The sequence below is a fragment of the Methanoregula sp. genome (genome assembly GCF_049510175.1).
Lineage (GTDB): Archaea > Halobacteriota > Methanomicrobia > Methanomicrobiales > Methanospirillaceae > Methanoregula.
This window is the reverse complement of sequence record NZ_JBEKZF010000002.1, coordinates 213,053-225,691: the sequence shown is the minus strand read 5'-3', so window position 1 is coordinate 225,691 and position 12,639 is coordinate 213,053. Positions and strand designations below refer to the sequence as shown.

16 protein-coding genes and 1 tRNA gene are annotated in these 12,639 nt (G+C 54.4%); 11 read left to right on the top strand and 6 right to left on the bottom strand.

Going from position 1 to position 12,639, the window contains the following annotated elements; genetic code table 11:
- Nucleotides 1-88: 88 nt before the first annotated feature.
- The 8 genes from ABSG49_RS04215 to ABSG49_RS04180 all read left to right on the top strand — a co-directional run bounded on the left by ABSG49_RS04215 (nt 89) and on the right by ABSG49_RS04180 (nt 6,056).
- The gene (locus ABSG49_RS04215) at nt 89-409 is read left to right on the top strand and encodes a DUF5350 domain-containing protein (RefSeq protein WP_424024852.1); all 321 of its coding nucleotides are present in this window, start codon (nt 89-91) and stop codon (nt 407-409) included.
- Nucleotides 410-543: 134 nt separating this feature from the next.
- On the top strand, nt 544-900 hold the full coding sequence (locus tag ABSG49_RS04210; protein WP_424024851.1) for a hypothetical protein: 357 nt from the start codon (nt 544-546) through the stop codon (nt 898-900).
- On the top strand, nt 887-1,414 hold the full coding sequence (locus ABSG49_RS04205; RefSeq protein ID WP_424024850.1) for a nitroreductase family protein: 528 nt from the start codon (nt 887-889) through the stop codon (nt 1,412-1,414). The genes ABSG49_RS04210 and ABSG49_RS04205 overlap by 14 nt, the downstream gene beginning before the upstream one ends.
- Before the next feature lie 10 nt (nt 1,415-1,424).
- The gene (locus ABSG49_RS04200; RefSeq protein WP_424024849.1) at nt 1,425-1,763 is read left to right on the top strand and encodes a DUF555 domain-containing protein; all 339 of its coding nucleotides are present in this window, start codon (nt 1,425-1,427) and stop codon (nt 1,761-1,763) included.
- Nucleotides 1,760-2,665 (top strand): carbohydrate kinase family protein, encoded by a 906-nt coding sequence (locus tag ABSG49_RS04195; RefSeq protein WP_424024848.1) that lies wholly within the window; start codon nt 1,760-1,762, stop codon nt 2,663-2,665. Before ABSG49_RS04200 ends, ABSG49_RS04195 begins: the two co-directional genes overlap by 4 nt.
- On the top strand, nt 2,662-3,318 hold the full coding sequence (locus ABSG49_RS04190) for a diphthine--ammonia ligase (protein WP_424024847.1): 657 nt from the start codon (nt 2,662-2,664) through the stop codon (nt 3,316-3,318). Before ABSG49_RS04195 ends, ABSG49_RS04190 begins: the two co-directional genes overlap by 4 nt.
- The gene (locus ABSG49_RS04185; RefSeq protein WP_424024846.1) at nt 3,318-5,126 is read left to right on the top strand and encodes a DUF2070 family protein; all 1,809 of its coding nucleotides are present in this window, start codon (nt 3,318-3,320) and stop codon (nt 5,124-5,126) included. The genes ABSG49_RS04190 and ABSG49_RS04185 overlap by 1 nt, the downstream gene beginning before the upstream one ends.
- Before the next feature lie 207 nt (nt 5,127-5,333).
- A complete protein-coding gene (locus ABSG49_RS04180; protein ID WP_424024845.1) occupies nt 5,334-6,056 on the top strand; it encodes a zinc ribbon domain-containing protein in 723 nt (240 codons plus the stop codon).
- Nucleotides 6,057-6,088: 32 nt separating this feature from the next.
- Here ABSG49_RS04180 and ABSG49_RS04175 read toward each other — a convergent pair whose 3' ends face one another.
- Together ABSG49_RS04175 and ABSG49_RS04170 are read right to left on the bottom strand one after the other, a co-directional pair.
- Nucleotides 6,089-6,910 (bottom strand): potassium channel family protein, encoded by an 822-nt coding sequence (locus tag ABSG49_RS04175; RefSeq protein ID WP_424024844.1) that lies wholly within the window; start codon nt 6,908-6,910, stop codon nt 6,089-6,091.
- A 49-nt stretch (nt 6,911-6,959) separates the two neighbouring features.
- Nucleotides 6,960-7,032, bottom strand: a tRNA-Gln gene (locus tag ABSG49_RS04170).
- A 537-nt stretch (nt 7,033-7,569) separates the two neighbouring features.
- Between ABSG49_RS04170 and ABSG49_RS04165 the strand changes: the two genes are divergently transcribed.
- Together ABSG49_RS04165 and ABSG49_RS04160 are read left to right on the top strand one after the other, a co-directional pair.
- Nucleotides 7,570-8,112 (top strand): nucleotidyltransferase domain-containing protein, encoded by a 543-nt coding sequence (locus tag ABSG49_RS04165; protein ID WP_424024843.1) that lies wholly within the window; start codon nt 7,570-7,572, stop codon nt 8,110-8,112.
- Nucleotides 8,078-8,548, top strand: a complete 471-nt coding sequence (locus ABSG49_RS04160) for a HEPN domain-containing protein (protein WP_424024842.1) — start codon at nt 8,078-8,080, stop codon at nt 8,546-8,548. The genes ABSG49_RS04165 and ABSG49_RS04160 overlap by 35 nt, the downstream gene beginning before the upstream one ends.
- 397 nt (nt 8,549-8,945) lie before the next feature.
- Here the strand turns inward: ABSG49_RS04160 and ABSG49_RS04155 are convergent, their stop codons facing one another.
- Genes ABSG49_RS04155 through ABSG49_RS04140 form a run of 4 tightly spaced genes read right to left on the bottom strand, consistent with a single transcriptional unit; the run spans nt 8,946 to nt 12,241 of the window.
- Nucleotides 8,946-10,154: a radical SAM protein gene (locus ABSG49_RS04155; RefSeq protein WP_424024841.1), complete on the bottom strand. Its 1,209-nt coding sequence runs from the start codon at nt 10,152-10,154 to the stop codon at nt 8,946-8,948.
- The gene (gene ahbB / locus ABSG49_RS04150; protein WP_424024840.1) at nt 10,151-10,639 is read right to left on the bottom strand and encodes a siroheme decarboxylase subunit beta; all 489 of its coding nucleotides are present in this window, start codon (nt 10,637-10,639) and stop codon (nt 10,151-10,153) included. Before ahbB ends, ABSG49_RS04155 begins: the two co-directional genes overlap by 4 nt.
- Nucleotides 10,626-11,138 (bottom strand): Lrp/AsnC family transcriptional regulator, encoded by a 513-nt coding sequence (locus tag ABSG49_RS04145; RefSeq protein ID WP_424024839.1) that lies wholly within the window; start codon nt 11,136-11,138, stop codon nt 10,626-10,628. Before ABSG49_RS04145 ends, ahbB begins: the two co-directional genes overlap by 14 nt.
- The gene (locus ABSG49_RS04140; protein ID WP_424024838.1) at nt 11,135-12,241 is read right to left on the bottom strand and encodes a radical SAM protein; all 1,107 of its coding nucleotides are present in this window, start codon (nt 12,239-12,241) and stop codon (nt 11,135-11,137) included. Before ABSG49_RS04140 ends, ABSG49_RS04145 begins: the two co-directional genes overlap by 4 nt.
- A 214-nt stretch (nt 12,242-12,455) precedes the next feature.
- On the opposite strand from ABSG49_RS04140, the gene ABSG49_RS04135 reads away from it, so the two are divergent.
- A complete protein-coding gene (locus ABSG49_RS04135; RefSeq protein WP_424024837.1) occupies nt 12,456-12,605 on the top strand; it encodes a hypothetical protein in 150 nt (49 codons plus the stop codon).
- The last annotated feature ends 34 nt before the right edge of the window (nt 12,606-12,639 follow it).

Below are 12,639 nucleotides of genomic sequence, written 5' to 3'. Positions count from 1 at the left end.
CTCACCTTACCTGGGATTTTCACGCACCCTACCAGCCCTGCCCCAACATTTATCACCCGCACGGCAGAATTAGATAAGGAGTCTAATTATGGGTAAGACAGGTACAACCCTCTGGGCACAGGTAAAAGGCGTGAAAGGACAGATCCGGCTCGTCCCCAAGAAGGAAGGCGAGGCGAAGACCCCGGGTCCGAACCAGCGCTTCAAGGCTGGCGCCAATGTAAAGCAGATCGACCAGGCAGCCGAGGCAATGGGCGGGCGCGGCGGAGGAAGACGTGGCGGCAGCAGGCGCGGCGGTGACCGATCGGGGGGTTCCGGCATGAACGAATCAACGGCAAACCCCATGATCCGCCGGCACATGAAGCGGCCAAAGGTCTCCGCACTCGGTGCAAAGGCCAAGTCTTCCCGGTAAACTATCATATACTCAATAGGGCCCGTGATGGGTTAAGGCCACGAAACCTCTTTTTTCACACGCTGATGTGGTCAAGTCCTGAGATTCATTCCGTCAAGGATAACTATCTTTTATCCCCAACAACTATGGTGACTATGGATCTTCCAACAGCAGTAAAGAGTTACCAGTTCGGGGAACGGGCAAAGTCCGAACTGATCATGATCGCACAGCTCTGCCTTGCACTCACAGGCTTTTCAGAACAGGAACGTCCCGGAGGCCGCCGCATGCTCCTCATGATGATGGAATTTACCAGGAGCGAGATCCAGTTTGCCGTACAGAGCACCGGCAAGACCGAGTTCCAGAAGGCGATTAATTCCCTCAACGAGGCGATCTCCCTGGTCGAAAGCAACCAGCCTGAACAGGCATCTCAGAAGGTTGCAGCGGCGATCAGTGCATCCACCACACCGGCGCAGGAAGCATGGCAGGTACTGTCGGGACATGGACTCCTCTGATTTCCTTCCATTCCTGACAGGGCGTTCTTCGGTCCGGGAATACGATGATGAGTCAGTTTCCGAAGAGGAGATTGATTATTTCCTGAAATGCGCCAGCACGGCTCCGAGTGCCGGCAACCTTGAAGCATGGGATGTTATCGTAGTTACGGAAGAAGATACACGTCTGGCACTTGCCGAGGCTGCATTTGGCCAGCCGCACCTGGAACAGGCACCGGTCATCCTTGCGGTCTGCTCCAACTATGTCCGCTCGATGTCCCGGTATGGTGAGCGGGGAATCCTCTATGCACTGGAAGATGCAACAATAGCCTGTACATACATGATGCTCGCCGCACATGCACGAAACCTGCAGAGCTGCTGGACGGGGGCGTTTGATGATGATGCAGTGCGTGAAATCCTCGATCTCCCCCCGCATATCCGTCCCATTGCTCTGCTCGCTATCGGCAGGGGCCACCCCCCCGGGCAACAAACCGCACACATGGCGATCGGGGAACACGTGCACCGCGAAACCTGGTAAAGGAGAGAACATGCCAGACTATGTCGTAACAATTGAATCCGCGTGGCTTGTCCGCGATGTGAAATCCCTGGATGATGCCATCGGGATCGCAATCAGCGAAGCCGGGAAACGGCTGAACCCCGCTGCAAAATATGTGGAAGTCGAGGCAGGTTACCTTACCTGCCCGTACTGCGAGGAGACGCTCTCGAGCGCGATTGTCGTTGCGGATACCGCACTTGTGGGCCTTGTCCTCGAGATGAAGGTGTTCAGGGCTGAATCCGGAGAACACGCGGGGCGGATCGCAAAGTCCGTGATCGGCAAGGCGCTGCGCGACATCCCCCTCAAACTCATGGATGTGCAGGAACAATGATCCATATAGTCGGGCACACCGCCATAGACCATATTTCACGGGTGCCCCACCTCCCGGAAAAGAACTGTTCAACCCATATTACTGACCGCCAGATCTACTATGGCGGCGGGGCGTCCAATATCGCTGCCGGCATTGCCACCCTTGGCGAGCGTGTCACGCTCCATTCCTGCGTGGGCAGCGATTTTGCCGGGAGTGATTATGACCACTGGATGACGAATCTTGGGATCCGCCAGCAGTTTTTCGTTATTCCGGATGCTCACACGCCAACGGCGTTCATGTTTACTGATGACAACGGCGACCAGATGACCTTCTTCGAGTGGGGGGCATCCCGGGCATTCAGGACCGCGGAGGCGCCCTCCCTGCCGCTCGTGCATATGGCGACAGCGGACCCCGAGTTTAACTGCAGGGTCGCCGCGAAGAGCGAGTTTGTCTCTTTCGATCCCGGGCAGGACGTGTTCTGGTATAACAAAGAACAGCTGGAGTCGATTATCATCAATACCGACATCCTCTTTGCGAACCATCACGAGGTGAAGCAGATGTGCACCACGCTGGGGATCACCCGCGAAGCCCTCATCGGCAAGGTCAATATGGCAATCTTCACCATGAGCGGCGACGGGAGCACTCTCTATACCGGGGGGGCCGAGTATTTCATTCCGGTAGTACCGGTGACACTCGCTGATCCTACCGGTGCAGGGGATTCCTATCGCGCAGGGTTCCTCTCTGCATACGTCCGGGGGTATCCCCCCCTTACCTGCTGCAGGATCGGCACAGTGACCGCATCATTTGTTGTGGAGCATGTCGGCTGCCAGACGCACCTCCCTGACTGGGAGACCATGTTGTCCCGGTACCGCCAGCACTTCGGGGTTCTGGATGCACCACAGAAAAAGGGGGAGGCTGCATGAGCTGGGCGGCGCTCACATCCGGTGGAAAAGATTCGATCCTCTCGTGCCAGAAAGCAATCGACAGTGGCAAAGATGTACAATATCTGGTCACCGCACGCCCGGAAAACCGCGACTCCTATATGTTTCACTCTGCGAACCTGGATGTCGTACCGGTCATTGCACAGGTCGCCAATATGCAGTACGTGGAGATTACCACCGAGGGAAACAAGGAGGAGGAACTTGCTGACCTTGAGTCCGGACTCGCACGTCTGGATGTCGAAGGGGTGATTGCAGGGGCAGTTGCTTCGGAATATCAGGCAGAACGCGTGAAGGCGATCACTGACCGGCTGGGGCTGGAGTTGTTCACCCCGCTCTGGCATATGGACACCGAACTCCTCCTGCGGGAAGTAGCCCTGCTGATGGATGCGCGAATCATCGTCACTGCAGCGGAAGGGCTTGATGCAAGTTTCCTTGGCGCCCGTATTGACGATGCACTTATCCAACGGCTCAAACGCGTTGCCGCAACACGACGCATTAATCTCGCGGGAGAGGGTGGGGAGTATGAGAGTATCACGCTGAACGCACCGTTTTACTCGCGCCCGATCACCTATTCTTCAGCACAGATTCATTCAACACCTGACCGCCATGAACTTGTATTAGGAGGGTTTGCATAATGGCGCAAAGCAGTGATGTGAAACTGGGACAACTCACCCGGTATATTTTCACTGCACCCAACTGGAAACGATCTCTTCTCCTCATTATACTCCTCGGCCTGATCATCGATGGGGCAAATGCCCGTGCATGGCTGAGCCTTCCTTCTTCAGGAATTATCGCATTTCCCGTACCGGCTGTTATTAGTAATTACCTGGCCCTGCCGGAAAAATTCCTGTTTTCCGGTACGATTGCATTCACCATTCCCGCTATCGCCGCACTGGTCCTGACGAAGCCGATCATCGAATACAGCGGGAAGACCATGACCTGGAACCGTTCTGCCCTGCTCGCACTTGCCTGTACGGTTTTCGGTGTTATTATCACGCTCGCGGCACTGGCAGTTTCGGTCAAGCTGATACCCCTTTTATATGCAATCTCACTGGGCTTTATTTTCGGGCTCCGGTTGTTCGTGCTCGTGGCAATAGCGGATTACCGGGTGCCAAAGATGATCATACCGGCCCTCACCCAGAGCGGTGTGGGCGTCCTTGCCGGTATGTTCTTGTTCTCTCCCTCGTTTGGCATTTTCGCACTGGTCCTCCATATCGTTTTCGGGCTTGGTTTTGCCATTCTTATCTGGATGATCGAACGCCCGCTACGGAAAGCATTCAAGATCCGCGGGCTGGCCTTCATCAACGCATTCATCGCCCACATGACGGATGGATCCAAGGGCATGGAGGATTTCTTCCGCGAGATCGGGGAGGAGATCTTTGTCCCTCAGGTGAGTTTCTTCTTCCGGAGAGAGCAGGGAGAACAAGTCATGTTCACCGTCCCGAACCTGCATCCCGGCCCGATGGGGGAGATTGGCGGGGGTAATCTTCCCAAGATCCTGCACGATAGTTTCGACGACGAGACACTGGTTGCACACGGGTGCGCCACACATGACTTCAACCTCGTATCGGAGTCCGAGAGCAACAAAGTGATCGATGCCCTGAAAAGATCCCGGGAGGATCTGACCTATTCGACCGGGGCGGGCAAATCTGACATCGTGTCGGTGGGATCCGTTCAGGTTCTCTGCCAGAAATTCGGAGATTCCGTGCTCCTTGTCACAACGCGCTCTCCTCACAGGACGGAGGACGTAGACTTCTCGATCGGAGCGACGATCATGGCCGAGGGCCACCGCTGGTTCCCCAACGTCGCGGTTGTTGATGCCCATAACTGCATGACCGATCTCTCGTCCCCGGTTCTTCTTGCAACACTGACCGCAACTGAGTACCAGCAGGCATCCATTGATGCGATGGAAAAATGCCATGCTTCCCCCGTTCACCCGTTCCGCATCGGGGTTTCCCACACGAGGCTCCCTTACAGCAGGGAGCAGGGATTCGGCGATCTGGGAATACAGGTCATGCTGGTGGATGTGGTGGGGCAGCGTACTGCCTATGTCCTCATCGATGGAAATAACATCGCTGCCGGGGTGCGGGAAAAAATCCTGGAACACGTCCTCATCCTTGTCGACCGTGCAGAAGTGATGACTACCGACTCCCATGTCGTAAACACCATCACCGGAAAAAATCCGGTCGGCATGCATGTCCCGGTTTCCGAATTCCTTCCCTTTGTCATGCAGGCTGTCCGCGCAGCCGCTGACGACCTGACACCCGCAGAAACCGCAGCCGGCACGGCACACTGCGAGCATGTCGTTGTCTTTGGGTCCAACCGGATATCCCAGCTTGCAAGCACCGTGAATGCGATGCTGGTATTTGTTGCCCCCCTCTCCCTCGCGATGCTGCTCCTCGCGTTTCTCCTCTCGCTGGTTGCCTATGCCGTGATGGTGTAGATGGCATTCCCGAAAAAATATGCATTATCATTCTTTTTTTAATCCGGGTCTGTCTGACCGCAACATATATTCGTGAGCAGGAGGGTATTCTCCTGTAACAGAGGAGGATTGGATACCAGAACGTGCTCCATAATCCAGGTAGTTCGTACAGCGGTTGAATTCCAGATAAGGTTACAGGTGATCAGATTTCATCCAGCCACACTCCTGATGACCCGCTGGATCGGCGTTGACCTCAACACAACCGGCCATGTGGCCGTTGCTGCCGACCCTTACAGCGGAAAAGTAATGAAACTGGGGAAAAATATCCACTATGTTCACAGCCATTCCCTGAAGAACTGTACAAAATTATACAAGGAAGGCAAACTCTGGAAACTTAAAAAAACCAAGACGCGCGAGAGAAAAAAATTCAAATCCGCACTCCATGCCATCTGCCGGCAGATCGTTTCCTTTGCGGAATCGCTCGGGACCGGTATAAAGTTCGAAAGACTCTTTTCCACCCGTTACTCGCATCGCAAAGACTCTTCAAACCCGTTTGTGTTCTCCTTTGAGAACGGGTCGTTCTTCTCACTGCAACACCTGGTAGAGAAGCGGGCGCTGGAAAGAGGAATTCCGGTGATATACGTCAACCCGGCCTATACATCGAAAAGGTGCAGCCGCTGCGGGCAGTTTGGGAGACGGACGCGTAAGCATTTCGAGTGCCCGCACTGCGGGTTCGTGGCGCATGCCGATGTGAATGCCGCATTCAACATCGCCACAACATCGCTGCGGAATGCAGTACCGGACAGCCTATCGGAACGGGTAAGTGAACGGACCCGGTTATCCAAAAAACAACTGCGGAGACTTACACGGGCGGAGATCAAGCCGTATTTTACCATCCCGGTTATTGTCATTCCACCGGTCTGTGACAACCTGCTTGCAGCACCTGAGTAATCCTTTTTTGAAATGTCCAAGACTCAGGATGATTAGGTCACAATCGGCGATGCATGGGCATCGAACGGGTTGGTCCGCATTGCAAGGGAGAACAGGTACGGGTAGTTCGCCTTCAGGTGCTGCATGTAGACCAGCCATTCGCGGATCAGGAACCCGTAGACCCGGTTGATGTCCCCGGACAAGTGGGCATAGTCAGTATCCGGAAGATCGACAAGCCGGTCACGGACCCGCAGCTCCTCGGTCACATGGAAGAGCGCCTGCATCAGCTCCGTGAATGTGTCGTGTTCGATCAGGTACGGGTTCTCCAGCATCGCAAGCATCAGGGGCTTGTTCCGGGATAAAAAACGGTTCAGCTCCGAAATATCGAGACTTGGACTTCGGATCACGGTTTTGTGCTCCGATATGAACGTGCCTGAACGTGCAAAATCACTATCCGACCAGGTGCTGGAGATGACAAGTGCGTCCCGGATTTCATCGATCGCCGGATCGACTGCGGAAAACATCCGGAGCAGGGAGGTCCCGACTTCCGAGAAGAAAACCCCTACAAGCATGTCCATCTTACGCGTGCGCTCGGTATATTCACGCTCGGCAATGAAGTACTCGACGGCATTGGCTGCAACGGCGACGAAACAGCCGACACCGGTCAGGATGATCACAAGGGTAATCACTTTACCCGGGACCGTATGAGGAGAAATATCGCCAAATCCAACCGTTGCAATTGTCACGATGACAAAGTACAGGGCATCAAAGGGGTGCAGGTCTTCAGCAAGCATCAGGCCGATTGTGCCGCAGATGACAACAACTGCAAGGACCGTAATATAGACCTGAAGCCGGAACCGGAGCCCTTCCTGCATGCACTTTTCTCTTACCCGCTGCTATAAAAGTGCTGCGAATACGGATGAATACCCCCGACCAGATTCGAACTGGTGTCGCCGGATCCAAAGTCCTGCATGATTGACCGCTACACTACGGGGGTGGATCGTGTCTTGGATGAATACACTCGGCAAATTTTCATAAAGAAAATTTGTCCTATTCCATTTCGCGCATGAGATATTAAAATCAGCATCAGGAACAAAAATTCAGGATTCACGAGGGAGCCGGTCCGCGGAGCACGTTCGAGTGCGCCGAAGGTGCACGAAGCGTGCGCAGCGGGGCGGCGGTGAGAAGACCAACATGATACCTATCACCATGATCCTTCTGTTGACATGAAGATCGGTCGAGACTGTTCGTTTCCGCTGCACTCCGGCTCGCTGGCACTCGCCTCCATTCCGCTCCGCTCACAGACTCTTCCTTGCTTTCCGGGGTTACCCTGTTGGTACGAAGACGCTGCTGGCGCCGGAGCATCGCGACAAGCCAGGGGCATCATCATTTCAATAAGGCAACTCCAAAAAACAGTGAAGTGATGTGAGTGGAACGGGCGCAAGCCCGTGGAGACGAACATGACCGAGCGTCTGCGTGCCAACCACAACCCTTATGTTGGATCGGTTCAAAAATGAACCATGTGGAACAAAATTTGACCAATGAAATTGTTGCGCTCCTCATCAAAGAGGATCTTCATACCCGGGCCATCGCCGAACAGCTCAGCAGCAACCACGCCACGGTTCTGCGCAAACTCCGCGATCTCACCGAAGAGAACATTGTTGATTTCCGGATGGAGGGGAAGAACAAAGTCTTCACCCTCAAGCGGACCATCGAGAGCAGGAATGCCGCGATAATCGCTGAAATCTACAAACAGTCCTCAGTCGTGAGCAGGTATCCGGTCCTGCGGGGAATTGTCCAGGCTATCCAGGAGATGCCGGAGATCCCACTTGCCATCCTGTACGGGAGCTATGCAAAGGGCCTTGCAACAAAAGGAAGCGACATCGATATCTATATCGAAACATCCGACTCCCACAAGAAGAAACAGCTCGAACAGAAACATTCGTCACTCAGTGTGAAGATCGGAGTATTCGATACCAGGAACTTGCTTATCCGGGAAATAATGAAAGACCACGTTATCATCAGAGGCTTTGAGGTGTACTTTGACAAGACAGGGTTTTTTAAAGAAACTGCATAAGGATGCCACGCTCCAGCTGGTAGCTCCCAGCGATGAAATGAAGACTGCTTACCTGAAAAAGTCTGAAAGCCACCTCACATCGGCCAGGCTGCTACTCGACAATGATCTCTTCGAGCAGTGTGTCTCGATGGCCTATTACAGCATGTACTACTCGGTCCTGGCCCTCTTCTTCGCCACGGGCATCAAGTGCGAGAATCATACGGCAGCAATAATCCTGCTCACAGAAGTCTTTGCCATCGATAATACCGATCTGGAATATGCAAAGACCGAGCGGATTGACAAACAGTATTATGTTACCTCCGCACCGGTCCGTGATGACGTGGTTACACTTATCAGTACGGCGGAATCATTCAATGCAGAGCTCCTTGATGTCATCGACCGGCTGACAAACGAGAAGATTGAAAAGTTCCGGAAGAAATTCACAAGCCTGATCTGATCATCGGTGAATCGGGGAGGTGATGGTTCCCTGAGGTTATCTGTCGCCGCACACGTCGCACGCTTCGCACAGCTTGGCCGTGCTCGCACCTGCTCCACGACCGGCTTACGTCGTTCAACTATCTATAACCCCTATTTTTAGATCTTCGTCGGAAAAAATGACCTTCATATTCGCGGTCCGGTGGCCTTTCCGGGGCCCGTATGGGGTAAAATAAGTGGTAAAAACCGGCACGATTTAAGGGCCGTTGGTGGCCTTTAGGCGGGGTGAAATTCTGCCGTATTTTGGAAAACAGATCAATAATAGGGCTTATTCTCCATAGGAACAGAAAAAAAGAGTTTTTCGGGGTTTTCCGGTATTGACAGGGATATCGGGACAGGAAACGGAGCCCGAATAGGGCTTATTTTCCCTCAGGGTCAGTATCTCCATTTCCCGCTATAAAACAGAAGGGATCCTCTGCCATAAAATTCCCCTCCACGGCATGTGCCCGGACCCGGCATCCTCCGCCACAGAGATCGCGATAGGTACAATCACCACACCGGCCCCTGAACCGGGCCTGCTTTTCCCGGAACCGGGCGAGAACAGGATTGGAACCATCCGACCAGAGCTTACTGAACAGCCGGCCTCTGATATTCCCGACGAGAAATTCCGATGAGCGGGCGAACTGGCAGGGATACACATTTCCTAGTGCGTCGATATTTGCAACACGGGTACCGGCACTGCACCCACCTTTTAATGATTCCAGCAGCTCCCGAGCTTCAGCAAGATCTTCCGATCCGTCCTTTTCCATGGAAGCGAGCAGGTGGATACAATCCTGCGGAGCATCGACCGTGAGGAACTCCATTGCTGCGGGATCGGTCTCCTTTGCTTTCCGGTAGAGGAGACTGAGGGCTTCGATCACCTCGTCCCGGTCCAGTTGCAACCGGGTATAAGAATCACTTCCCCGCCCTGTCGGCACAAGCCAGTACAGGCAGAAGCGGGAGGCTCCGAGCGAGAGTGAGAGATCAACCAGCGATTCAAGTTCCCGGCAGTTCTCCTTTGTGAGTGTAACCCGAACTCCGCACCGGAGCCCAGCTTCCTTACAGGAGGCGAATGCTCTGATCGTCTGCTCAAACGCACTGGGTGAATTCCGGAACCGGTCATGGGTCTCTGCCCGTGCACCGTCCAGCGAGATTCCGGCATACTCGATCCCGCTGTCCTTGATCCTGCGGGCAATCTCAGGAGTGATCAGCGTACCGTTGGTGCTGATTGCCATTTTGAGACCACAGTTTTTAGCATAACGTGCCAGATCCCAGATATCCTCGCGCAAGAGAGGTTCTCCACCGGTGAACAGGATGAGCGGGACACCCATATCCGCAAGGTCATCGATGACGATCAGCGCTTCAGCGGTCGTGAGTTCTCCCTCAGTTGTGCGTCCCGGTCCCGATTTGCTGTAACAATGGGTACAGCTCATGTTGCAGCGATTGGTGAGATTCCAGAAAACCACCGGCCGGTACATCCCCGAGAATGCCAGATAACTGCTGGGCACATCGGTCTGTGGTTTGTGGCGGTGTCGCATCACACCGCTCACGGTTCCCCGTCCATGCATACATTGCGTAATCCGGTTCATAGGATTCCTCCTCCGTTCTCCCTCATCCGAACATTCGGCACACGCTTAAACTCACGGGTGCTGAAGAGGACCGCATAATCCGGGCAGCCGATCTTTTCTGCAACAGCCCTCACTTCGTCAAGCACCTGATCTTTGCTATACCCGTGATGCACGGTATAATGGGTGTACTCCCACCGGCCCGGTATTGGCCTGCGTTCATAGCAATGGGTTACGGAGGAAAATGCAGCGAGCAGTTTTCCAAGGTCGTCTCCTCCGGATCCTGCCGGTTTCCACGCCACAAGGGCATTTGCGGTAATATTTACCTTCCGCTGATCGATGCGGGCACGGAATTTCCGGATGATACCAGCTTCCTTCAGGAGCCGAATCCGATCCATTACTTCGTCACCGCTGAGGCCGAACCGTTTTCCGATCTCTTCAAAGGGGGCCGGGACAAGTGGAAGCCCGTGTTCCAGTTCCCGGAGCAGGTGAATATCAATCGGGTCCATCGGTATTCTCCCTGATTTGTGCGGGCAAAAAGGAGAACCGCACATCAATTTTTATCTTTTTTATCGTTGGCAGATCGAGAACATCAGGTTCCGGTATGTCCGTGCGTTGCAGGATCTGATCCAGCACGTTGCGGATACCGTCCTCGTCTTGTGCAGCTATCGTGAACCAGAGAGAATAGTAATGATCCCGCTGGAAATTATGCGATACTTCCGCATAGCTGCTGATGATGGCTGCGATCTCGTCCATTCTATCCTCCGGTACGTGGAGGGCAACCAGTGTTGCGGCATGCAGGCCGAGATGCCGGGATTCAAGCACGGGGGTTATGCCCCGGATAATTCCTGTATACTTCAACCGGTTCATACGGCTGATTATCTCAGTTTCCGTAATCCCCAGCCGTTCAGAGATCGCTTTCCATGGCCGGGATACGAGCGGGAGATCATCCTGCAGGGCATTGAGGATTGCCAGATCGGTCTGGTCCGGCAGGAACGAGCCGCTCATGAGGTCACATCTCCGGGCTGATACGGGCACCACGGATCTTCACCACAGCACTCCCCGTTGAGCGTATCCGGCGTTGCAAGACCGTCACACCAGAGGGGAGAGGTCGCGTCCTCCCGCCGGTATGCCCGGGCCCGGCATCCGCCGCAGGATGTTTTGTACCCGCACTGCCCGCACTTTCCCGTCAGCCGTGACGGATCGCGGAGTGCGGCAAAGAGCGGGGAGTTGTGCCAGATCTCTGAGAACGGCGTTGTCCGGACATTGCCGGCGCTCACCGGCAGGTATGGGCAGGGGGTTACATCGCCATTGGCAAAAATCCGGCAGTAGGTGATGCCGGCAAGGCAGCCACGTCCCCATACCGGGTTGGTAATACCAAGCTCATCTACTATCCTGCGGAACTGTGGAGCGCAGGTAGGGCGGATGTTGAGGTCGCTGTCCCGGTACCGGATAAGGATCTGTCGGATCATCTCCTCGTATTCCGCCGGGCTGCGGGGCTCGATCTGCCGTGCCCTGCCGGTAGGAACCGGGAAAAAGAGCTGGTAATCATGGACCCCGAGAGACGTCCCGAGTCCGATAACATCTTCTACCTCATTAACGACCGATCGCATCACCGACATGTTGATCTGGACTGCGATACCTACATCGCGGCAGTACCCGATGGCCCGGACTGCTCTCTCCCAGACACCCTCAAGACCACGGAAGAAATCGTGGGTGGCAGGGTCTTTCGAATCCAGGCTTATGGCTACAGCCCGGATTCCCGCTTCCTTAAGTTTTACCGCAGTCTTCTGATCGATGAAGTACCCGCTGGTACCCATGACCATCCGGAGTCCCTGCTCCGTACCATACCGTGCAATGGCATAGAGGTCCTCGCGAAGGAGTGGTTCGCCTCCGCTCAGCACAACGACCGGTTTTCCGGTCTCGCAGATCTGATCTATGACGGAGAATGCTTCCTGTGTGGAGAGCACTCCGGCTGCTTCCTGTTCACCCGCGTCCACATAACAGTGGGAACACTTCAAGGGGCACCTGAGGGTTATGTTCCACGAGATGATACGCGGTGCATCTGCTGTACCGTTCAAAGTTTTTCGTCCCTTTACTACCTGACTCACTTTGAGGTAAGAGAGTAAAAAATATTTGGTGTGGGCATACCGGGGCCGTTAGCCATGGAGGCCGAAGAACCGGAAAAAATCTTTTCCATACGAGCAGAAGCCACAGTATGGGTGTGCCGTTTTACGAAAGTTAATGTGGCCTGAGGGAAAAGGCATCATACAGGTTTTGCCTGGATAGTCTTCCCTCCAAGGCTGAAAATGAGGTGCCAATTCCATGGAAAAGAAGAAACTCATAACCGCTGCCGGCGCACCGGTCCCTGACAACCAGAATGCCATCACGGCTGGTTCCCGCGGACCCATGCCCCTGCAAGATGTCTCGCTTATCAGCACTTCCGAAAGTAAGTATGATGTAGTAATGTTGTAATTTATGGAACAGACACCGATAGGAATGTGATGTT

Excerpts from the sequence above, each read along its gene's own strand:
- ABSG49_RS04190 (WP_424024847.1), top strand. The coding sequence starts at position 2,662 with ATGAGCTGGGCGGCGCTCACATCCGGTGGAAAAGATTCGATCCTCTCG.
- ABSG49_RS04205 (WP_424024850.1), top strand. The coding sequence starts at position 887 with ATGGACTCCTCTGATTTCCTTCCATTCCTGACAGGGCGTTCTTCGGTC.
- ahbB (WP_424024840.1), bottom strand. The coding sequence starts at position 10,639 with ATGGACCCGATTGATATTCACCTGCTCCGGGAACTGGAACACGGGCTT.
- ABSG49_RS04210 (WP_424024851.1), top strand. The coding sequence starts at position 544 with ATGGATCTTCCAACAGCAGTAAAGAGTTACCAGTTCGGGGAACGGGCA.
- ABSG49_RS04145 (WP_424024839.1), bottom strand. The coding sequence starts at position 11,138 with ATGAGCGGCTCGTTCCTGCCGGACCAGACCGATCTGGCAATCCTCAAT.
- ABSG49_RS04185 (WP_424024846.1), top strand. The coding sequence starts at position 3,318 with ATGGCGCAAAGCAGTGATGTGAAACTGGGACAACTCACCCGGTATATT.
- ABSG49_RS04155 (WP_424024841.1), bottom strand. The coding sequence starts at position 10,154 with ATGAACCGGATTACGCAATGTATGCATGGACGGGGAACCGTGAGCGGT.
- ABSG49_RS04180 (WP_424024845.1), top strand. The coding sequence starts at position 5,334 with ATGACCCGCTGGATCGGCGTTGACCTCAACACAACCGGCCATGTGGCC.
- ABSG49_RS04175 (WP_424024844.1), bottom strand. The coding sequence starts at position 6,910 with ATGCAGGAAGGGCTCCGGTTCCGGCTTCAGGTCTATATTACGGTCCTT.
- ABSG49_RS04135 (WP_424024837.1), top strand. The coding sequence starts at position 12,456 with ATGGAAAAGAAGAAACTCATAACCGCTGCCGGCGCACCGGTCCCTGAC.
- ABSG49_RS04195 (WP_424024848.1), top strand. The coding sequence starts at position 1,760 with ATGATCCATATAGTCGGGCACACCGCCATAGACCATATTTCACGGGTG.
- ABSG49_RS04200 (WP_424024849.1), top strand. The coding sequence starts at position 1,425 with ATGCCAGACTATGTCGTAACAATTGAATCCGCGTGGCTTGTCCGCGAT.
- ABSG49_RS04215 (WP_424024852.1), top strand. The coding sequence starts at position 89 with ATGGGTAAGACAGGTACAACCCTCTGGGCACAGGTAAAAGGCGTGAAA.